13 protein-coding genes and 1 pseudogene are annotated in these 21,143 nt (G+C 72.0%); 5 read left to right on the forward strand and 9 right to left on the reverse strand.

Annotation, left to right across the window (positions count from 1 at the left end):
- Positions 1-165: 165 nt before the first annotated feature.
- Positions 166-5,664, forward strand: a complete 5,499-nt coding sequence (gene pulA, locus TR49_RS01820; protein ID WP_174501538.1) for a pullulanase-type alpha-1,6-glucosidase — start codon at positions 166-168, stop codon at positions 5,662-5,664.
- Positions 5,665-5,825: 161 nt separating this feature from the next.
- Here the strand turns inward: pulA and TR49_RS01825 are convergent, their stop codons facing one another.
- Positions 5,826-6,449, reverse strand: coding sequence for a class F sortase (locus TR49_RS01825; RefSeq protein WP_052433892.1), 624 nt, complete (start codon positions 6,447-6,449; stop codon positions 5,826-5,828).
- A gap of 24 nt (positions 6,450-6,473) precedes the next feature.
- Complete coding sequence (locus tag TR49_RS44800) at positions 6,474-7,196, reverse strand: hypothetical protein (RefSeq protein WP_169789968.1); 723 nt, start codon at positions 7,194-7,196, stop codon at positions 6,474-6,476.
- A gap of 212 nt (positions 7,197-7,408) precedes the next feature.
- Between TR49_RS44800 and TR49_RS01835 the strand changes: the two genes are divergently transcribed.
- Entirely contained in the window at positions 7,409-8,419 is a 1,011-nt protein-coding gene (locus TR49_RS01835; RefSeq protein WP_042376211.1) for an NADPH:quinone reductase, read from the forward strand.
- 77 nt (positions 8,420-8,496) lie between these two features.
- On the opposite strand, the gene TR49_RS01840 is transcribed toward TR49_RS01835, so the two are convergent.
- The 6 genes and pseudogenes from TR49_RS01840 to TR49_RS01865 form a co-directional block, all read right to left on the reverse strand.
- Positions 8,497-8,865, reverse strand: a complete 369-nt coding sequence (locus tag TR49_RS01840) for a VOC family protein (RefSeq protein ID WP_042376213.1) — start codon at positions 8,863-8,865, stop codon at positions 8,497-8,499.
- Between the two features lie 33 nt (positions 8,866-8,898).
- Positions 8,899-9,327, reverse strand: a complete 429-nt coding sequence (locus tag TR49_RS01845) for a MarR family winged helix-turn-helix transcriptional regulator (protein ID WP_042376214.1) — start codon at positions 9,325-9,327, stop codon at positions 8,899-8,901.
- A 74-nt stretch (positions 9,328-9,401) separates the two neighbouring features.
- Positions 9,402-10,928, reverse strand: a pseudogene (locus TR49_RS01850) (MDR family MFS transporter); the annotation flags it as partial.
- 197 nt (positions 10,929-11,125) lie between these two features.
- On the reverse strand, positions 11,126-11,986 hold the full coding sequence (locus tag TR49_RS01855; protein WP_042376216.1) for an MBL fold metallo-hydrolase: 861 nt from the start codon (positions 11,984-11,986) through the stop codon (positions 11,126-11,128).
- Between the two features lie 4 nt (positions 11,987-11,990).
- A complete protein-coding gene (locus tag TR49_RS01860) occupies positions 11,991-13,670 on the reverse strand; it encodes an MFS transporter (RefSeq protein WP_052433896.1) in 1,680 nt (559 codons plus the stop codon).
- 94 nt (positions 13,671-13,764) lie between these two features.
- The gene (locus tag TR49_RS01865) at positions 13,765-14,814 is read right to left on the reverse strand and encodes a phosphatase PAP2 family protein (protein WP_052433898.1); all 1,050 of its coding nucleotides are present in this window, start codon (positions 14,812-14,814) and stop codon (positions 13,765-13,767) included.
- Between the two features lie 107 nt (positions 14,815-14,921).
- Here TR49_RS01865 and TR49_RS01870 point away from each other — a divergent pair, with 107 nt between their 5' ends.
- The 3 genes from TR49_RS01870 (at position 14,922) to TR49_RS01880 (ending at position 19,594) form a co-directional block, all read left to right on the forward strand.
- Positions 14,922-16,109: a methyltransferase gene (locus TR49_RS01870; RefSeq protein ID WP_042376218.1), complete on the forward strand. Its 1,188-nt coding sequence runs from the start codon at positions 14,922-14,924 to the stop codon at positions 16,107-16,109.
- 138 nt (positions 16,110-16,247) lie between these two features.
- Complete coding sequence (locus TR49_RS01875) at positions 16,248-17,456, forward strand: cytochrome P450 family protein (RefSeq protein ID WP_042376219.1); 1,209 nt, start codon at positions 16,248-16,250, stop codon at positions 17,454-17,456.
- Between the two features lie 116 nt (positions 17,457-17,572).
- On the forward strand, positions 17,573-19,594 hold the full coding sequence (locus TR49_RS01880; RefSeq protein WP_042376221.1) for an NADPH-dependent 2,4-dienoyl-CoA reductase: 2,022 nt from the start codon (positions 17,573-17,575) through the stop codon (positions 19,592-19,594).
- 18 nt (positions 19,595-19,612) lie between these two features.
- Here the strand turns inward: TR49_RS01880 and TR49_RS01885 are convergent, their stop codons facing one another.
- Positions 19,613-21,028 carry an SDR family NAD(P)-dependent oxidoreductase gene (locus TR49_RS01885; protein ID WP_439654063.1) on the reverse strand — a complete coding sequence of 472 codons (1,416 nt, stop codon included), beginning with the start codon at positions 21,026-21,028 and terminating at the stop codon, positions 19,613-19,615.
- Positions 21,029-21,143: the final 115 nt, after the last annotated feature.

The following is a 21,143-nucleotide window of genomic DNA, read 5'->3' on the forward strand; positions in this document are numbered from 1 at the left end:
GAGATGGTGCCGACGAGAGACTGTGCGCCCTTCGTTTCCTGAGCGTCAAGACATCTGTGGAAACATTTTCAGCATCTTGCTGAAACATCTTGCGGCCGTTTGCGGTCGCCAGTAAGTTCTGGCTCGCCTCACCGACGAGCCGCCCCAGGAGGGACACGCGTGGCCATCAGACCCGAGCGATCACGATGGAAGAGCCTGCTCGTCACCGCCGCGTTGCTCACGCCCGCGGTGGCGGCGGGCCCGGCGGCCGTCGCCGCGCCCGCGCAGGCGCCCGCGGCTGACGACGCCTCGCGTACGGCCGCGCTCCCGGCTGCCCCCTCCGACGCCGCCCTGGCCGCCACCCCGGACCGGCACGGCCTGGACAAGGAGCAGTTCTACTTCCTGCTGCCGGACCGCTTCGCAAACGGCGACGCGTCCAACGACACCGGCGGCATCACCGGCACCCGCCTGGACAACGGCTACGACCCCACCGACTCCGGCTTCTACCACGGCGGCGACCTCGCCGGGATGATCCAGAAGCTGTCCTACATCAAGAAGCTCGGCACCACGGCCATCTGGATGGCGCCGATCTTCAAGAACAAGCCCGTCCAGGGCACCGGCAGCAACGCCTCGGCCGGCTACCACGGCTACTGGATCACCGACTTCACCCAGGTCGACCCGCACTTCGGCACCAACGCGCAGCTCAAGGAGCTGATTCAGAAAGCCCACGCGATGGGCATGAAGGTCTTCTTCGACGTCATCACCAACCACACCGCCGACGTGGTCGACTACGCCGAGAAGACCTACGACTACCGCTCCACCGGCGCCTACCCCACGCTCGACGCGAACGGCCGCCCGGTCGACACCACCGCCATCGCGAACGCCAACGCGGCGAACGGCACGACGAACTACCCCAAGCTCACCAAGGACTCCTTCCCCTACACGCCCGTCTTCGACAACCCGGGCGACGGAGCCGTCAAGCAGCCCTCCTGGCTCAACGACGTGACGCTCTACCACAACCGGGGCAACTCCACCTTCGTCGGCGAGAACGCCACCGAGGGCGACTTCTCCGGGCTCGACGACCTCGACACCCAGGATCCGCGGGTGGTCGGCGGCATGGAGAAGATCTACGAGAACTGGGTCAAGCAGGACGACGTCGACGGCTTCCGGATCGACACCGTCAAGAACGTCAACATGGCCTTCTGGCAGCAGTGGGCCCCGGCGCTGGAGCAGTACGCCGCGCAGCAGGGCAACAAGAAGTTCTTCATGTTCGGCGAGGTCTACGACACCGACACCAGCGTCAACTCCTCGTACGTCACCCAGGGCAAGCTCGACGCCGCCCTCGGCTTCCCCTTCCAGAACGCCGCCCGTGACTACGCCTCCCAGGGCGGCTCGGCCCAGCTGCTGTCCCAGCTCTACGCGGACGACTACAAGTACGCCTCCGCGACCACCGACGCGTACGAGCAGCCGACCTTCCTCGGCAACCACGACATGGGCCGCATCGGCTACTTCCTCAAGACGGACAACCCGAGCGCGAGCGACGCCGAGCTGCTGAAGAAGGACCTGCTGGCCCAGCAGCTGCTCTTCCTGACCCGGGGACAGCCGGTCGTCTACTACGGCGACGAGCAGGGCTTCACCGGCCTCGGCGGCGACAAGTCGGCGCGGCAGGACATGTTCGCCTCCAAGACCGCCGAGTACAACAGCGACGCCGTCATCGGCGGCCCCAGCGGGTCGGCCGACCGCTACGGCACGGACGTGCCGATCTACCAGGCCATCGCCCAGCTCGCCGCGCTGCGCAAGGCCAACCCGGCGCTGGAGAACGGCGCCCAGGTCGAGCGCTACGCCGCCGACGGCCCCGGTGTCTACGCCTTCTCCCGCATCGACGCCAAGCAGCAGGTCGAGTACCTGGTCGCGGTCAACAACGCCGCCGCCGACCAGACCGTGAGCGTGCCGACGTACTCCGCGAACACGGGCTTCACCCCGATCTACGGCGCCGGCCAAGCCCACGCCGTGACCGGCGCTGACAGCAAGCTGAGCCTGACCGTCCCGGCCGAGTCCGCGGTCGTCTACAAGGCGGACGCGCGCCTCGGCGCGCCGGGCGCCGCGCCCGGCGTGACGCTGACCGCCCCCGCTGACGGCTCCTCCGGCACCGTCACCGTCAAGGCCGACGCCACCGGCGGCGGCTTCGACCGGGTCGTCTTCGCCGCCTCCGTCGGCACCGGCGCCTGGAAGGTGCTCGGCACCGCCGACCACGCCCCCTACGCCGTCACCCAGGACCTCAGCCAGGTCCCGGCCGGAACGACCGTGCGCTACAAGGCCGTCGTCGTCGACAACGCGGGCCGCACCGCCGACGCGACCGGCAGCACCCTGGTGGCCGCCGTGCCGCCCACGCCCAAGCCGACGGCCGCGTCGCGCGGTTACGCCGTCGTGCACTACCACCGTGCCGACGGGAACTACTCCGGCTGGAACCTCTACGCCTGGGGCGACCTCGCCGACGGCGAGAGCACCACCTGGCCCGACGGGCACCCCTTCGTCGGCCGCGACGCCTTCGGCGCCTTCGCCTACGTCAAGCTGAAGCAGGGTGCGAGCAACGTCGGCTTCATCATCGAGAACAATGGCACCAAGGACACCCCCGACGACCGGTCGATCGACATCTCGCGGACCGGCGAGGTCTGGGTGAACTCAGGCGACACGACCACCTACACCAGCGACCCGGGCGCGAGTGACACCGTCCCGGCGGGCCAGGTGATCGTGCACTACCACCGCGCCGACGGGAACTACGCCGGCTGGGGCATGCACGTGTGGACCGGCGCGGCCGACCCGACCGACTGGGGCTCGCCGCTCCAGCCCTCCGGCACCGACGCGTTCGGCGACGTCTTCACCGTGCCGCTGGCCTCCGGCGCCACCTCGCTCAGCTACATCCTCCACAACGGCGACACCAAGGACCTGCCCGACGACCAGTCGCTGGTCTTCAGCCAGAACGGTCGCGAGGTCTGGATCCTCAGCGCCACGCCCGGATACCTGTTGCCCGAGTCCGACGCCTCCTCGGCGGACCTGGACCTGACCAAGTCCAAGGCGCAGTTCGTCGACGGCACGACGGTCGCGGTGCCCGCCAACTGGGGCTTCGGCCAGAACGTCCCGGCCGGCTCCTCCGCCGAACTGGTCTACTCGCCCACCGGCGCCGTCGCCCTCAAGGACGGCGACACCACCGACCCCGGCTACTGGCTTCGCCTGCTGCCCGTCAGCAGCGGCCTGACGGCGGCCCAACTCGTCAAGCACCCCGAGCTGAAGGGCTACGCCGCCTTCACCGTCGACCCGCGCGACGTGAAGCGGATCCCGCTCGCCCTGCGCTCGCAGCTGCTGATGACCGAGCGCGAGGCCAACGGCGCGCTGCTCGCCGCAACGGGTGTGCAGATCCCAGGCGCGCTCGACGCGATCTACGGCGCGGCGGCCGCGAAGGCGCCGCTCGGCCCGGTCTACGGCAAGGACGGCACGCCGTCGCTGTCCGTGTGGGCCCCGACCGCGCAGCAGGTCAGCCTGGAGCTGTACGACTCGGCGACGGCCACGACCCCGCACGTGGTCCCGATGCAGCGTCAGAACGCCAGCGGCGTCTGGACGGTCAAGGGGTCCAAGTCCTGGACCGGGAAGTACTACCTCTACCGGGTCACGGTCTGGGCGCCCAGCGTGCAGAAGGTCGTGACCAACCACGTCACCGACCCGTACTCGGTCTCCCTCTCCACCGACTCCAAGCGCAGCCAGATCGTCGACCTGGACGCCGCCTCGCTCGCACCGCAGGGCTGGCAGCAGGACCGCTCGCCGAAGGCGGTCAGCGCCGGGCAGCAGGAGATCCAGGAACTGCACGTCCGCGACTTCTCCGTCGCCGACTCCACCGTCCCGGCGAGCGAGCGCGGCACCTACCTGGCCTTCACCGACCTGACCTCGGCCGGCATGAAGCACCTGGCGCAGCTCGCCAAGCAGGGGCTGACGACGGTGCACATCCTGCCGTCGTTCGACTTCGCCTCGGTGCCCGAGGCCACGAGCGAACAGACCACCCCCGCCTGCGACCTGGCCTCGCTCGCGGCCGACTCCGACCAGCAGCAGTCCTGCATCGGCAAGCAGGCCGCCACCGACGCCTACAACTGGGGCTACGACCCGCTGCACTACGACGTCCCCGAGGGCTCCTACAGCACCGACCCGAACGGCTCCGCGCGCATCACGCAGTTCCGTGAGATGGTCGCCGCCCTGCACAAGATCGGCCTGCGGGTGGTCATGGACGTGGTCTACAACCACACCGCCGCCTCCGGCGAGGCCGACGCCAGCGTGCTGGACCAGATCGTCCCCGGCTACTACCAGCGGCTCTCCGCCGACGGCGCCGTGACGACCGACTCCTGCTGCGCGGACACCGCTCCCGAACACGCCCTGATGAACCGCCTGGTGGTCGACTCCACCAAGCTCTGGGCGACCGAGTACCACGTCGACGGCTTCCGCTTCGACCTGATGGGCCTCGACCCGAAGTCCACCATGCTCGACGTCAAGGCGGGCCTGGCGACCACCGGCCGGCCCGAGTTCCTCTACGGCGAGGGCTGGAACTTCGGCGTCGTGGCCAATGACGCCCGCTTCGTGCAGGCAACCCAGGCGAACATGGCCGGCACCGGCATCGCCACCTTCAACGACCGGCTCCGCGACGCCGTGCGCGGCGGCGGCCCCTTCGACAGCAACCCGCACATCCAGGGCTTCGCCTCCGGCCTCTACACCGACCCCAACGGGGACGCGGTCAACGGCAGCACGGCGGACCAGAAGGCGCGCCTGCTCAACGAGATGGACCAGATCAAGGTCGGTCTCACCGGCAACCTGGCGTCGTACTCCTTCACCGACAGCGCCGGGAAGAACGTCACCGGCTCGGAGATCGACTACAACGGCGCCCCGGCCGGATACACGGCCGCGCCCGGTGAGGCGATCACCTACGTCGACGCGCACGACAACCTGGACCTGTACGACGCGCTCGCCTACAAGCTCCCGGTCGGCACCCCCATGGCCGACCGGGTCAGGATGCAAGCTCTGGCGCTGGCGACCACGGAGCTCTCCCAGGGCCCCGGCTTCTCCGTGGCGGGCTCGGACCTGCTGCGCAGCAAGTCGCTCGACGCCAACTCCTACGACAGCGGCGACTGGTTCAACGCGATCCAGTGGCAGTGCGCCGGCGGCAACGGCTTCGGCCGGGGCCTGCCCGCGGCCGGCTCCAACTCCGCCTTCTGGCCCTGGGCCAAGCCGCTGCTGGGCGACGCGTCGCTGGTCGCGGGCTGCTCGGCCCAGCAGGACGCCTCGGCGCTGTACCAGCAGTTCCTGAAGATCAAGGCGTCCACCCCGCTGTTCTCGCTCGCCACGGCGGCCGAGGTCCAGCAGCGGATGAGCTTCCCGCTGTCGGGCACCGCCGGGGAGACCCCCGGCGTGATCACCCTGCACCTGGACGGCGCCGGCCTGCACACCTACAAGTCCGTCACGGTCGTCTTCAACGCGACCCCGAGCACCCAGCAGCAGACCCTGACCAACCTGGTCGGCACCGGCCAGACGCTGGACCCGATCCAGGCCCAGGGCAGCGACCCGGTCGTGAAGACCGCGTCCTTCGACCCCGCCACGGGCACCTTCACCGTCCCCGCGAGGACCGTGGCGGTCTACGTCCAGAGTTGAGCGACGTAGGACCACAGGGCGGCCGTCCGGGATATGACCCCGGGCGGTCGCCCTGCTCCGTGTCCGGCGCGGGCGTGGGTCCCGTGCGGGGGCGTCGGCCACGTGCGGACGTCAGCAACGTGCGGGCGTCGGCGTCGTGGGGACCTCGGCGTCGTGCGGCGTCAGCCCGGCGGACGGCTCACCAGGTGCGCGAAGACCACGACATTGCCCAGGTAGCCCTTCCCGGCCTGGTATCCGCCGCCGCAGGTGATCAGCCGCAGCGCGGCGATGGACGTGGCCCCGTAGACCTCCTTGTCCGGGAACTTGTCCTTCGCGAAGACCTGCACGCTGTCGACCAGGAACACCGCCGTGCGCCGGTCGGCGCGGACCACGTCGACCGTGTCGCCCTGCGCGAGCGAGCCGAGGCCGTAGAAGACCGCGGGGCCACGGCCGTTGTCGACGTGGCCCGCGATGATCGCGGGCCCGGCCGCGCCGGGCACGGTGCCGTCCGCGTACCAGCCGGCCAGGTTCCTGCGTGACTCCGGCGGCGGCACGAGGTGCCCCGCGCGGTCCAGGGAGAGGGCCGTGAGCGGCGCGTCGACGCCGATGGAGGGGATGCGGACGCGCAACGGCAGTGCGGCGGGCAGCGGGGGAGCGGGACGGTCCTGATCCGCGTACCAGTACACGCCGTTGGTGCCTGCGGCGCTCGCGTCGGGCTGCGGCGGACCGCCGCCGAGGCCCCGGCCGGCGATCACCAGACCGAGGACCAGCACGGCCTTGGCGGCCAGCCGGGTGCTACCGCCCATCCACCGCTCCTTCCGGCGTGGGGATCAGGCCGCGCCGCCGCGCCGGCGGCCGAGGAGGAGCGCACCGCCCGCCGCTCCGGCCAGCCCCAGGCCGATGGCCACCTGCGTGGTGCTGCCCGGGTCGATGCTGCCGCCGACGCCGGTGTGCACCGGCCCGTGCGGATGGTGGTCGTCCTGGCGTCCGTGGACCTCGATGGTCCCGCGGAAGGTCGACCGCGAGGTGTTCCGCTCCTGGCAGGCTCCGGAGACGCTGTACTCGCCGGGCTTGACGTCCTGGCTGATCGTGGCCGACCCGGAGAAGAGGCCCGGCTGACCGGGCATCGGGTGCAGCCGCACGGACGTGACGAAGGCCATCGAGGAGACCAGGGTCGGGCTCGGCGTGCCGAAGGACCTGGCGCTGCAGTTGACCACCAGCCCGACCGTCCCGCCGGGGGCGACCTCCTCCGGGCTGATCGAGATGTCCGCGCCGTTCGCGCCGCTGGTCGGGTGGTCGGAGCCGCCCCCGCCGCTCCAGCCTCCGCCCCCGCTGCCACCACCGCTCTCGCCTCCGCTCCCGCCGCCGGTCCAACCCCCGCTGCCGCCTCCGCCTTCGCTGGGCTGCGCGGCGGGTGAGTCGGTCGCGTCGGGCACCGGGGGATCGGCCTGGGCCGCCAGGGCGGCCGGGGCGAGGGCGAGCAGCGAGCCGCAGGCGAGTAGGAAGGCCGCGCCGAGCGACGCGGCGGCCGTCCGAGGGGTTCTGTGCGGCATGCGGGGCATCCGGCACCTCCGGGCGTCGGGTGCGGACCTCGGGCGTCGTGCCCGGGTACAGGGGGACACACCGCGACTGTCTCGGCGGGGATTATCACCGTCCGTATGCGGCTTGTAGCGTTCCGGTCATACAATTAATTCGAATGAACCAGTGCTTCGGCGTGTCGGGCGCATCGGGGAACAACCCCCGCGCGCCGCCGGTTCGCTCGACCATGAAGGCAATCGTGTACGAGCGCAGCGGTGGTTCCGACGTCCTGTCCCTGACCGACCGTCCCGTTCCCGAGCCCGGGCCGGGCGAGGTGCGGGTGAAGGTGGCTTTCTCGGGGGTCAACCCGACCGACTGGAAGTCCCGTACGAACGCGCAGCCGGGTGCGGGCGCGCCGCAGGTGCCGAACCAGGACGGCTCGGGCGTCGTCGACGCCGTCGGCCCCGGGGTGGACGCCGCGCGCGTCGGGGAACGGGTGTGGATCTGGGAGGCCGCGTGGCAGCGCACGGACGGCACGGCCCAGGAGTACGTCGTCCTGCCGGCCCGTCAGGCCGTTCCGCTCCCGGCGCACGCCTCGCTGGAGCTCGGCGCCGGCCTCGGCATCCCCGCGATGACCGCGCACCGCGCCCTCACCCTCGCCGAGGGCGGGCCCGTGCGCCTCGCCCCCGGCGTGCTGGCCGACCGGACCGTCCTGGTGGCCGGCGGCGCGGGCGCCGTCGGCAACGCCGCGATCCAGCTGGCGCGTTGGGCGGGCGCGACGGTGCTGACCACCGTCAGCGGCCCGGAGAAGGCGAAGCTCGCGGAGGCCGCGGGCGCGCACCACGTCGTCGACTACCGCGCGCAGGACGCCGCCTCCGCGATCCGTGCTCTGGCACCCGAGGGGGTCGACCTCGTTGTGGAAGTCGCCCCCACGGCCAACGTCGCCCTGGACCTCGCCGTGCTGGCCCCCAACGGCACGGTGGCCTTCTACGCGGACGGCAGCGGCCCGGAGGTGACGATCCCGGTCCGCGACTCGATGTTCCGCAACCTGCGGTGGCTGGGCATCCTCGTCTACACCATCCCCGACGCGGCGAAGCTCGCGGCGGTCGCCGCGATCAGCGACGCGGTGGCGGCAGGCGCGCTCCGCGGCGGCGAGCAGGCGGGCCTCCCCTGGCACCACTACCCGCTGCCGCGGACGGCCGACGCCCACGACGCGGTCCAGTCCGGCGCGGTGGGCAAGGTGCTGATCGACCTGTAGTCGCGGCTCCCTCAGGAGCTCACGGTCACGACGATGCCCTCCGATGTCGCTGCTGCTCCTGATGGGCAGGAAGTCGCCTAGAGGCTTCGTTCCGCGGCGCTGCGTTCGACGCAGAACTCGTTGCCCTCCGGGTCCGAAAGGACGACCCAGCCCGTGCCGTCGGGATTGCGGCGGTCGTCCACCAGGGTCGCGCCGAGGCCGACGACGCGGGTGACCTCCTCGTCGCGGGAGCGGTCCCGCGGCTGGAGGTCGAGGTGGACCCGGTTCTTGCCGGACTTCGCCTCCGGGACGGTGACGAAGAGGAGCCCGGCTCCCTCGATGAGGGCCATCTCGTCGCCGGGGTGGTCGTCATCGGCGAGCAGGAGGTCCAGCACCTGGGACCAGAAGGACGCGAGGGCGTAGGGATCGAGGCTGTCGATCGTCACATGGCGTACGGATGAGGTCATGTGACGGATTCTCGCCCGCCGGGAGGGCTCTCCTCAGCTGAATTCCGCGTTGAAGCGCGCCAGCAACCGCGCCAGCGTCGCCAGGTCCTGCTCCTCCCAGGTCGACAGCCGGCCGTGGAGGGTGTCGCGGCGCTGTGTGCGCGCGGCGAGGACCCGGGTGAGGCCCTCGGGGGTGAGTTCCAGCAGGTGGGCGCGGCCGTCCTCGGGGTCGGGGCGACGGGCGACCAGACCGAGGCTCTCCAGGCAGGTGAGCTGGCGGCCCGCCGTGGCCTTGCCGATGTGGAAGTACGCCGCCAGCTCGCTGGGGCGGCTCGGGCCGGTCTCCTCCAGGCGGGCGAGGAAGGCGTAGTGGCCGGGCTCCAGGCCGGGGTGGACGGCCTCGGCGAGCTCGTGGGAGAGGGCGCGTCCGCGGCGGAACAGCACGCCGAGCTCCTGCTCGATCTCCTCGATGGCCTTGCTCACCGTGCCGCCCGCCTTCCGTGCCGCTTCCGTGCCGCCTGTTTGGGCTTTCGCGCCGCTCAGTTCGTCGCGCTGACAGTATTCTCCGCCGTGGCGGGGGTGTTGGACGCCACCGGCGCCGCGGTCGAGGTGCGCAGCGGGACCTCCTTGATGAAGACGATCGCCAGCGTCGCCAGCGCAGCGAAGGGCGCGGCGTAGAGGAAGACGTCGCCGATGCCGTGGCCGAAGGAGTCCTCGACGACGCCCCGGACCGGGACCGGGAGGGCGGAGAGCTTCGGGACGCCGCCGTCGCCCGCGGCGGCGTGGATGCCGAGCCGTGCCAGGCCGTCCTCGGTGTAGCGGGTGACCTTGGTGGACATCAGCGAGCCGAGCGCGGAGACGCCGACCGCGCCGCCGAGGGTCCGCATGAAGGCCACGACGGCGCTGGCTGCGCCCAGCTCCTGCGGGCGGACCTGGTTCTGCACGGACAGCACCAGGTTCTGCATCGTCATGCCGAGGCCGGAGCCGACCAGGAACATGTACAGCGCGAGCAGCCAGTAGTCGCTGTCCGCGCGGGCGCTGCCGAGCAGCGCCACGCCCGCGACGGTGAGCACGCCGCCCAGGACCAGGATCGCCTTCCAGCGGCCGGTGCGGGTGATGATGCGGCCGGAGACCATCGAGACGACGGCCAGGCCGAGGATCATCGGCAGCGTCATGATGCCCGCCATGGTCGGCGAGTCGTCGCGGGCCAGCTGGAAGAACTGGCTGAGGAAGGTGGTGCCGGTGTACATCGCCACGCCGATCAGCAGCGAGGCGGTGACGGCCAGTGCGATCGTGCGGCTGCGGAACAGGTGCAGCGGGACGATCGGCTCGCTCGCCCGCCGCTCCGCGAGCAGGAACACCGCGCCGAGGACGACGGCGCCGCCGACCATGGCTCCGGTCTGCCAGGAGACCCAGGCGTACTTGTCCCCCGCGAAGGAGACCCAGACCAGCAGCAGCGAGACGGCGGCGGTGACCAGGCCGGCGCCCAGCCAGTCGACCTTCACCTGACGCCTGGTCACCGGCAGGTGCAGCGTTTTCTGCAGCACGACCAGGGCGGCGACGGCGAACGGCACGCCGACGTAGAAGCACCAGCGCCAGCCGAGCCAGGAGGTGTCCACGATCGCGCCGCCGACCAGCGGGCCGCCGATGGTGCCGAGGGCGAAGACGCCGCCCATGTAGCCGGAGTACCGGCCGCGCTCGCGCGGCGGGACCATGATCGCCAGGATGGTCTGCGTCAGCGCGGTCAGCGCGCCGGCTCCGATGCCCTGCACCGCGCGGGCGGCGATCAGCATGCCCGCGTTCTGGGAGAGCCCGGCGATGCAGGAGCCGACGACGTAGATGACCAGGCCGATCTGGATGAGCAGCTTCTTGCTCATCAGGTCGGCGAGCTTGCCCCAGATCGGCGTGGAGACGGTCATCGCGAGCAGCGTCGCGGTGATCACCCAGGTGTAGGCGGTCTGGCTTGCGTGCAGGTCGGCGATGATCGTCGGCAGGGCGTTCGACACGATCGTCGACGACAGGATCGCGACGAACAGGCCCAGCAGCAGGCCGGTCAGTGCCTCCATGATCTGCCGGTGACTCATCGGCTCGCCTGGCGCGGCGGTGTGGCTGCGTACCGAGTGCTTGCCCACGGTGTTCTTCTTCCCTCTCGGATCCGCCGACGGCGGCAGCGTCCAGTTGATTGCTCAGGGCAACCATATCCCCATTGCTTGCTAAACGCAACCAACTGGAGGGAAGGCGGGGGCGCGGGAGAGCCCGCGCCCCTGGAGTGAGATGCCCGCTAGGCGGAGAGATGCAGGTAGGCGCGCTTGATCGCGTGCCGCAGGTGCTCGCGGTCGTAGGGCCAGTCCCCGGTCTTCAGGGCTTCGTCCAGCGGGACGCCGGCGGCGTGGAGCGACCGGCACGTGTCCGCGACAGCGGCGAGTGCGTCGCGCTGGGCCGCGACGAAGGAGGTGTCCGTGGTCGCGCCGTGACCGGGAACGAAGCGGGTGCCGGGGCCCGCCAGGGCGAGCGCCGCGTCGAGGGTGGCGGCCCAGTCGAGGGGGAACGAGTCGGGGCCGAAGGCCGGGTCGCCGCTCTCCTCCAGCAGATCGCCCATCAGCAGCACGTCCGCGTCGGGCACGTGGAGCACCAGATCGCCGTCCGTGTGGCCGCGGCCGAGCCGGCGCATCCGGACCACCCGGCCGTCACCCAGATCCAGGTCGTGGCCGTCTCGGACGACGTTCTCCGGGACGTGCTCCTCCAGCTCGGCGAGCTTCGCCCGCCACTCCTCGCTCTCCGCCGCGAGGGCCTTCCTGAGCCTCATCATGTCCGGGTCGTCGTCCGCGCCGCGCATCGCAGCGACCATCTGGGCGCTGCCGAAGAACCGCGCCGGAGGAACCTGCCGGGGCGCGGCGAACTCCGCGTTGCCCCACACGTGGTCGAAGTGGTCGTGGGTGTTGACCACCCAGCGCACCGGCGCGGACGAGATCTGCCGCAGCTGCTCGCGCAGCTCGCGCGCCTCCGCGAGGCTGCAGCGGGTGTCGACGACCATGAGGCCGTCCGTGCCCGCGACGACGGTCACGGTCACGTCGTACGGGTCGTAGCGGCGCTGGAAGACCCGGTCGCCGACCTCGACCCACGCCGTCCTGGCATCCGTCATCTCGTCAGTCCCCCTCGGCGGTCGGGAAGCGCTTCGGCGTCACTGTAGCGAGGAAGATCACAGCCAGGGCGGCGGCCGCGGCCGCGCCGAGGTAGACGTGCCCGACCGCGCTCGCCAGGGCGTGGCGCAGGTAGTCCGTGGCCGCACCGCCGAGGCTGCCGCCGTGCAGCAGCGCGGAGGCGGTCTTGTCGAGGCCCTGCGGCAGCGCGCCGCGCAGCGCGGGCGGTGCGCTGTGCAGACGGTCGGTCAGCGTCGCGTTGGCGATGACGGCGAAGAGCACGCCGCCGACGCTCTGGCCGACCTGGCGGCAGAACAGCACCGAGGCCGTCGCCGTGCCGCGCTCGTGCCAGGGCACGCTGCTCTGCACGCCGACGATCAGCGGCAGCTGGAACAGGCCGAGCCCGGCCCCGAGCAGCAGCATCAGCAGCGCCGGCTCCCAGGCGGGTCCGCGGTAGGGGAGGAAGGGGAAGGCAGCCAGCAGCACGGTCCCGACGCAGGAGCCGATCAGCGCGGTGTCGCGGAAGCCGATGTGCCGGTAGAGGCGGTTGGACAGCGCCGCGGAGGTCGGCCAGCTGAGCGTCCAGACGGAGAGGACGAATCCCGCCGCGACGGGCGAGAGCCCGAGCACGGACTGCGCGTAGGTCGGCAGGAAGACCATCGGGGCGATCATCAGCACGCCCAGGCAGCCCAACGCCAGGTTGACCCCGGCGATCACGGGGCGGCGCCAGACCCAGCCCGGCATGATCGGGTCCTCGGCCCGGCGCTCCAGGACGAAGGTGACCACGCCCGCGACGACGGATCCGGCGAACACCGCCATGCTCGGCGCGGACAGCCACGGCCAGGCCACGCCGCCCTGGACCAGAGCGAACAGCAGCAGGCCGGTGGCGGCGAAGAGGCCCAGCGCGCCCGCCCAGTCGATCCGCGACCGGCTGCCCGGCACGACGTGCGCCTCCCGCAGGTGCCGCTTGAGCAGCACGAGCGCGACCAGGCCGACGGGCAGGTTGATCAGGAAGATCCACCGCCAGCTGGCGTACCCCGCGAGCAGTCCGCCGATCGCCGGGCCGAGGACGGCGGAGGAGGCCCACACCGTGGAGAGCGCCGCCTGGATCTTCGGCCGCCGTTCCAGCGGGTAGAGGTCGGCGGCGAGGGTCTGCACCGTCCCCTGGATCGCACCGCCGCCGAGGCCCTGCACCACCCGGAACGCGATGAGCGCGCCCATGGACCAGGCTCCGGCGCACAGCAGCGAGCCGAGCAGGAAGAGCGCGGAGCCGACCAGCAGCACCGGCTTGCGTCCGCGGGCGTCGGCCAGCTTGCCGTAGATCGGCAGGGTGACGGTGACGGCGAGGAGGTAGCCGGAGAACAGCCAGGAGAAGAAGCTGAAGCCGCCGAGTTCGCCGACGATCTGCGGTACGGCGGTCGACACGCAGGCGGAGTCGAGGGCGACAAGCGCCATCGAGAGCATCAGCGCGGCGACCACGAGGCGGCGGCGCGTCGCGGTGGCCGCGGCGGGCGCCGCGGCAGCCGGCTTCGGCGGCGTCGCCTTCGTCGCTGCGGAGTTCGGTGCGACGGGTGCGTCGGGTGTGTTCGGCGTGGACTCGGTCGCCTCGGTGCCGCCGTCGCCGCCGGTACTGCCTGCGGCGTCGCTGTCCGTGGACCCGGTGGATTCCGTGGACCCCGTGGACATGGCCGATCTCCCTCCCTGCGTCCGCTCCCCGCCGGGATCACCCTCTCACGGGGCCGACGCGGGCGGAGCAGGGATTCTGCGGAGCGGACGGGGGTCAGTCCGCGGGCCGGCGCGGGGCGGCGATCCGGTGGGACTCCTGTGCCTGCGGGTGCGGGGCCGGAGCTGCCTCCGGGGCGGGAACCGGGGTCAGCGACGCGTGCGACGGCGTGACCGGGTAGTCCGGCACCGACGTCGGCGGCTCGCGGTGGAGACTGCGCCGCAGCCGCGCCGCCAGGCGCTGCAGCGGACCGGTCAGCACGCGACCGACCACGACCACCAGGCCGCCGGCGACGCAGTCGAGCAGGTAGTGGTTGGCGGTGCCCATCACCACGACCATGATCAGCGCGGGGTAGAGCAGGCCGAGCACGCGAACCCAGCGGCGGCGTGCGTGACGGAAGATCAGCAGGCCGCACCAGAGCGCCCAGCCGAAGTGCAGGCTGGGCATCGCCGCGAAGTCGTTGGTCATGTCCCCGAGGCCCTTCGGCGCGCTGCCGCTGCCGCCCCACCAGCCCAGGTTGGCGTGCTGGGCCATCAGATCGAGGAACCCGTCCGGGTCGCTCAGCAGGCGCGGCGGAGCCGTCGGGAAGAACACGAAACCGATCAGCCCGAGGCCGGTCGCCAGCACCAGCCAGGTCCGGGCGAAGGCGTAGTGGGCGCGGCGGCCGCGGAAGATCCAGACCAGCACGAGCGGGGTGACCGCGTAGTGGAGGCTCGCGTAGATGTAGTCGGCGGGGACGCCGAGCCAGGCGTGCTCGGAGAACAGGCGGTTGAGCCAGTGCTCGGGCTCCACGTGCAGGCGTCGCTCGGTGCGCAGCAGGAGTTCGCCGTGGTTCCGGGCCACCGACTCCTTTCCGTGTACGAGCAGGCGGCTGCCGTCGTAAGCTGCGTACACGAGCAGTACCAGCTCCAGGCCCCACTGGCGCGGCTTCCACCGGCGGGCCCGGGCGAGCAGCCCGGGGCGGTCGGTTTCGGCCTGCGCGGAAGGCTGCGTGGGCCGGCCGTGCTGCTGCGCGGGCGGTCGCTCGTGCTGCTCGTCGGGGTGCGCGGATGGGGGTGCAGGGCTGGCGCTGTCGCCGACCTCGCCCTGGGCCATGGTGCCTGCCATACGTCGAGCTCCCCCCGCCTGTTCATCTTGTGGACATCGCATACCGTACGCCGTACGTTACGCGCTCGCACATCCAGGGGGCCGGGATCGGGCAGACTGGCAGGACCATGAACCACTTCGCCCTGCCCGGCGGCGCCGGACTCGATCTTGTCCGCTACCCGGTCGACCCTCGAGACCGCCTGCGCGCTTGGGACGCGTCCGACGAATATCTGCTGCAGCACTTGGCTGCCGCTGAAGACCCACTCGACGATCTCGCAGGTGGAGGCGGGCGGCTGGTGGTCCTCGGGGACCGCTGGGGTGCCCTGACCACGGCACTTGCCGCATACGAACCGGTCCAGATCACCGACTCGTATCTCGCGCAGCGGGCCACCGTGGAGAACCTCGCGCGGGGCGGCCGCCCGGCGGACGGCGTCCGGCTGCTCTCCAGCCGGGACGAGCCACCGGCCCGGGTGGACGTGCTGCTCGTCCGGGTCCCGAAGAGCCTGGCGCTGCTGGAGGACCAGCTGCTGCGGCTCGCCCCCGCCGTCCACGCGGGGACCGTCGTCGTCGGGGCGGGCATGGTCAAGGAGATCCACACCTCCACGCTGGAGTTGTTCGAGCGCATTCTCGGCCCGACGCGCACCTCGCTCGCCCAGCGCAAGGCCCGCCTGATCTTCTGCACGCCCGACCCGGCGGTCCTCGCCGCGCGCCCGGCGGACCCGTGGCCCCAGCGGTACCCCTTCCCCTCCGACGTCCCCGGCATGGGCGCTCTGCTGGCCGGACGGACCGTCACCAACCATGCGGGCGTCTTCTCGGCGGAGCGGCTGGACATCGGCACCCGCTTCTTCCTGGAGCACCTGCCCGTCCCCGCCGACGGTCACCAGGTCGTGGACCTCGGCTGTGGCAACGGCGTGCTCGGCCTCGCGGCGGCGCTGTCCGCGCCGGGCGCGGAGGTGACGTTCGTGGACGAGTCCTTCGGCGCGGTCGCCTCCGCCGAGGAGACGTTCCGTGCGAACGCCGACCCGGCCACGAAGGCGCGGTTCCTCGTGGCCGACGGCGCGAGCGGGCTGGCCCCTGGCTCCGTGGACCTGGTCCTCAACAACCCGCCGTTCCACAGCTACCACGCCTCCACGGACGCCACGGCCCACCGCATGTTCGCCGACGCCAAGCGCGCGCTGCGGCCGGGCGGGGAGCTGTGGGTGGTCGGCAACCGACACCTGGGCTACCACGTGCGGTTGAAGCGGCTGTTCGGCAACTGCCGCACGGTGGCCGGGAATCCGAAGTTCGTCGTGCTGCGGGCCGTGCGCGGGGACTGACCGGACGGACGGCGGGTGCCGGCCGGGCGGCGGAGGGCCCCGGGCGGCGGTGGACGAGGCGTCGCCGGTTGATCCATGATCGGGAACGGTCGGTGACCGACCGACACCGCTACGTCCGCAGACCCGGGGGGAACCGCCATGACCGTCACGCCGCACCCGCCTTATCCGCTCGACGTCCATGGGATCGACCAGCACGGCGAGAACGAGGCCCTGCGCGAGCGCGGGCCGGTCGCCCTGGTGGAGCTGCCCGGCGGCCTCACCGCCTGGGCGGTGACCGGCCACGAGGAGCTTCAGGCACTCCTCGGTGACCAGCGGGTGGGCAAGAACCCGGGCAACTGGCGTGCGCTGCAGGAGGGTCGGGTCCCCGAGGGGTGGCCGCTGCTCGGGATGGTCACCATCCCCGGCATGACCTCCGCCGACGGTGAGGACCACCGGCGCCTGCGCAGCCTCGTCAGCCAGGGCTTCACCCCGCGCCGGGTGGAGGCGCTGCGCCCCCATGTCGAGGCCGTCGTCGCGGAGTTGGTGGAGCGGCTGGACGGCCTCGCGCCCGGTCCGGTGGACCTGCGCGAGCACTTCGCCTACCCGCTGCCGATGCGCGTGATCGGCGAACTCCTCGGAATACCCGAGGAGTTGCGCGACGAGCTGCACCGGCACGCCGGAACGCTGGTGCGCAGCTCGGCCACCCCACAGGAGGCGGTGGCCGCCCGGCGCGGCTTGGTGGAGCTGCTCGGCCAGGTGGCGGCGGACCGCCGCGCGCATCCGGGCGACGACATGACCAGCGACCTGCTCGCCGCGCGCGAGGCCGACGACCGGCTGAGCGAGGAGGAGGTCGTGGGCACGATGATGCTGATGTTCATCGCGGGCCACGCGACCACGCTCAACCTGATCACCAACGCCGTCCGCGCGCTGTCGGCCTTCCCGCAGCAGCGCGACGCCGCGCTGGCGGGCACGGTGACGTGGGCGGCCGTGGTCGAGGAGACGCTGCGCCAGGACTCGCCGGTCGCGCACTTCCCGCTGCGGTTCGCGCTGGACGACATCGAGATCGGTGGGGTTGTCATCCGGCGCGGCGACGCCATCCTCGCCTCCTATGCCGCCGCGGGCCGCGACCCGCGCCGGCACGAGGACGCGGAGCGCTTCGACGCGACCCGGAGCCCGAACCGGCACCTCTCCTTCGGCCACGGCCTGCACTTCTGCCTCGGCGCGCCGCTGGCGCGACTGGAGGCGGAGGTGGCGCTGCGCGAGCTCTACGGCCGGTTCCCGGCGCTGGAGCTCGCGGGGGAGACGACGCCGATCGCCTCCTTCGTCAGCAACAGCGTCCAGAGCCTGCCGGTGCTGCTCAAGGGCTGAGCCGCAGCGCGGGGACGTGACCGAGGTCTCGCGGGCGTGGTTTTGCACCTTGTTGCATAACCGTGCCCGCGGGCCCTACTTTGGTGGGCGATACCGGACGCGTGTGAGGAGACGCCGTGACCGCCTACCCCCACCTGCTGAGCCCCCTCGACCTGGGCTTCACCACCCTGCCGAACCGGGTGCTCATGGGCTCCCTGCACGTCGGCCTGGAGGAGGCGCCGGACGGCTTCGCGCGGATGGCCGAGTTCTACGCCACCCGCGTCCGCGGCGGCGTCGGCCTGATCGTCACCGGGGGCATCTCCCCGAACGACGCCGGACGCCCCTTCGAGGGCGGCGCCAAGATGAGCACCGAGGAGGAGGCGGCCGAGCACCGCGTCATCACCGACGCCGTCCACGCGGCGGGCGGGAAGATCGCGATGCAGATCCTCCACTTCGGCCGCTACGCCTACCACCCGCAGCTGGTGGCCCCGAGTCCCCTTCAGGCACCGATCAGCCCCTTCGTTCCCAACGAGCTGAGCGATGCCGAGGTCGAGCAGACCATCGAGGACTTCGCCCGCAGTGCCGAGCTGGCCAAGCTCGCCGGCTACGACGGCGTCGAGATCATGGGCTCCGAGGGCTACCTGATCAACGAGTTCATCGCGGCTCCCACCAACCACCGCACCGACCGCTGGGGCGGCAGCTACGAGAACCGGATGCGCTTCCCGGTCGAGATCGTGCGCCGCGTCCGCGAGCGCGTCGGCACGGACTTCATCATCGTCTACCGGCTCTCCATGCTGGACCTGGTCCCCGGCGGCTCGACCTTCGAGGAGGTCGTCCAGCTCGGCAAGGCCGTCGAGGCGGCCGGCGCGACCATCATCAACACCGGCATCGGCTGGCACGAGGCGCGCATCCCCACCATCGCCACCTCGGTGCCGCGCGGCGCCTACACCTGGGTGACCAGGAAGCTGATGGGCGAGGTCTCCGTCCCGCTGGTCACCAGCAACCGCATCAACACCCCGGAACTGGCCGAGGAGTTGCTCGCCTCCGGCGTCGCCGACATGGTCTCCATGGCCCGGCCGCTGCTGGCCGACCCGGAGTTCGTCAACAAGGCCGCCGCGGGCGCCGCGCAGGGCATCAACACCTGCATCGGCTGCAACCAGGCCTGCCTGGACCACACCTTCAGCCTCAAGATCGCCTCCTGCCTGGTCAACCCGCGTGCCTGCCACGAGACCGAGCTGGTCCTCTCCCCGACCCGGCTGCGCAAGCGCGTCGCCGTCGTCGGCGCCGGCCCCGCGGGCCTGGCCTGCGCGGTTTCCGCCGCCGAACGCGGCCACGCCGTCACCCTCTTCGACGCCGCCGACACCGTCGGCGGCCAGCTCAACCTCGCCCGCCGGGTGCCGGGCAAGGAGGAGTTCGACGAGACGCTGCGCTACTTCCGCCACCAGCTCGACGCGTTGGGCGTCGAGGTGAAGCTGTCGACCCGCGTCGACGCCGACACGCTCACCGAGGCCGGCTTCGACGAGGTCGTCCTCGCGACCGGGGTCACCCCGCGCACGCCCGAGATCGACGGCGTGGACCACGCCGCCGTCGTCAGCTACGTCGACGTGCTGAACGGCTCGGCGACGGTCGGCGAGCGCGTCGCCGTCCTCGGCGCGGGCGGCATCGGCTTCGACGTCGCGGAGTTCCTTACCGACCCGGGCCGGCAGGCCAGCCTGGACCCGGCCGTCTTCTTCGCCCAGTGGGGCGTGGACACCGAGCACCGCACGCCGGGCGGCCTCACCGAGCCCGTCCGCAGCGCCTCCCCGCGCCGGGTGACGCTGCTTCAGCGCAAGACCAGCAAGCCCGGCGCCGGGCTCGGCAAGACCACCGGCTGGATCCACCGCACGGAGCTCAAGCACCGCGGCGTCGAGACCGTCGCCGGTGCGACCTACCGCCGCATCGACGACGCGGGCCTGCACATCACCGTCGACGGCGAGGAGCGCCTGCTCGAGGTCGACACCGTCGTCCTGTGCACCGGCCAGGAGCCGCGCCGCGAGCTCCACGCCGAACTGGCCGACCGCGGCGTCAAGGCCCACCTGATCGGCGGCGCGGACATCGCCGCCGAACTGGACGCCAAGCGCGCCATCGACCAGGGCACGCGCCTGGCCGCGACACTCTAGTCACCGACGGCGACACCGTCACCAGTCGGCCACCCGGTAGTCCTTGAGGAACACCCCGGACACCGGGTGGCCGGCCTCGCCGCGCACGATGGGGTCGTAGACGCGGGCCGCCCCGTCGACGACGTCCAGCGGTGTGCGGAAGCCCCGCGCGGACTCGTAGGCCTTCTTCGGGGCCGGATTCTCGTCGGTGATCCAGCCGGTGTCCACGGCGCACATGTGCACGCCCTGTCGCGCCAGCTCCTCCGCGCTGGTGCGGGTGAGCATGTTGAGCGCGGCCTTGGCCATGTTCGTGTGCGGGTGCCTGGCGGTCTTGTTGCGGACCGCGAAACGGCCCTCCACGGCCGTGACGTTGACGATGTAGCGAGCGGGATGCGGTGAGGCGAGCAGCAACGGCAGCAGCCGGTCGCAGAGCAGCGCCGGCGCGACGGAGTTGACCAGCTGCGTCTCCAGCAGCTCCGCCGGGTCCAGCCCCCCGAGCCGCACGGACCACGAGTTCTCGGGCGCGAGGTCCGGCAACAGCCCCGCCTCGTCCGCCGGTTGAAGGCGCGTCGGGGCGTCGGCGCGCGCCTGCGGGAGCGGACCGCCGACCGCCTCCAGCTCCGCCGTCGGCCAGGCCGGGGTGAGAGCGGGCATCGGCCGGAACCCCGGCGCCGACCGCACCTGCCCGCGCAGGGTGGGCGTCGGCGCCGTCAACTCACCGGCAGCCAGCAGCGCGTAGGACTCCGGCGGCCGACGCAGCGTCTGCGCGGCGTTGTTGACGAGGATGTCCAACGGGCGCCCGTCCTCGCGCAGCTCCTCGCAGAAGCCGAGCACCTGGCGCGGGTCGCGCAGGTCGATCCCGACGACGGTCAACCGGTCCAGCCACTCCTCGCTGCCCGGCACGGCCTGGAAGCGCCGCACGGTGTCGTGCGGGAAGCGGCTGGTGACGATCAGCTCGGCGCCGTCGCGCAGCATCATCAGCGCCAGCTGGAACCCGATCTTGACCCGGCCCCCGGTCAGCAGCGCCCGCCGTCCGCGCAGGTCCGTCGTCAGGCCGCGTCGCGCGGCGTTGTCCTTGGCGCACGCGGGGCAGAGCAGGTGGTAGAAGCCGTCGACCTGTCGGTACGGCTCCTTGCAGACGTAGCAGCACCGGGGCTTGTGGAACTTCCCGACAGGACCGGGTTTCTGCGGCAGCGTCAAAGGCGCGTCCTCGCACCGGTCGGTCGCGCCGGTCGCGGTCGCGGCCGACAGCCGTGCGTCCGCGAGCTTCTGCTCGTCGCGCACCTGCCGGCGGCGGCCGTTGCGGCCCTGCCAGACGAACGAGGCCGCGACCTGCTCCGCCTGCCTCCGGCGTTCGTCGGCGAGGGGCAGCGCGCACAGGCGACCGACCAGTCGCTCGTAAGTGGCGAAATCCTCGTCCGAGATACCGAATGACTGTGTGTCCTGCACCGCCAACCCCCAACCATGTCAACGCTGTCCTGCGGAAATGCAGGAAGCGCGCGTCAGCCTAGTGGCGGCTGGACGCGCGCTTCGAGCGGATTTCCGCGGGCTGTGGGGCTCGCGGCCGGGG

It is taken from the genome of Streptacidiphilus melanogenes, assembly GCF_000787835.1.
GTDB lineage: Bacteria > Actinomycetota > Actinomycetes > Streptomycetales > Streptomycetaceae > Streptacidiphilus > Streptacidiphilus melanogenes.

Coding starts and splice junctions, on each gene's coding strand:
- TR49_RS01840 (WP_042376213.1), bottom strand. CDS start 8,865: ATGACCTCATCCGTACGCCATGTGACGATCGACAGCCTCGATCCCTAC.
- TR49_RS01865 (WP_052433898.1), bottom strand. CDS start 14,814: ATGGCAGGCACCATGGCCCAGGGCGAGGTCGGCGACAGCGCCAGCCCT.
- TR49_RS01835 (WP_042376211.1), top strand. CDS start 7,409: ATGAAGGCAATCGTGTACGAGCGCAGCGGTGGTTCCGACGTCCTGTCC.
- TR49_RS01855 (WP_042376216.1), bottom strand. CDS start 11,986: ATGACGGATGCCAGGACGGCGTGGGTCGAGGTCGGCGACCGGGTCTTC.
- TR49_RS01860 (WP_052433896.1), bottom strand. CDS start 13,670: ATGTCCACGGGGTCCACGGAATCCACCGGGTCCACGGACAGCGACGCC.
- TR49_RS01825 (WP_052433892.1), bottom strand. CDS start 6,449: ATGGGCGGTAGCACCCGGCTGGCCGCCAAGGCCGTGCTGGTCCTCGGT.
- TR49_RS01875 (WP_042376219.1), top strand. CDS start 16,248: ATGACCGTCACGCCGCACCCGCCTTATCCGCTCGACGTCCATGGGATC.
- TR49_RS01870 (WP_042376218.1), top strand. CDS start 14,922: ATGAACCACTTCGCCCTGCCCGGCGGCGCCGGACTCGATCTTGTCCGC.
- TR49_RS44800 (WP_169789968.1), bottom strand. CDS start 7,196: ATGCCGCACAGAACCCCTCGGACGGCCGCCGCGTCGCTCGGCGCGGCC.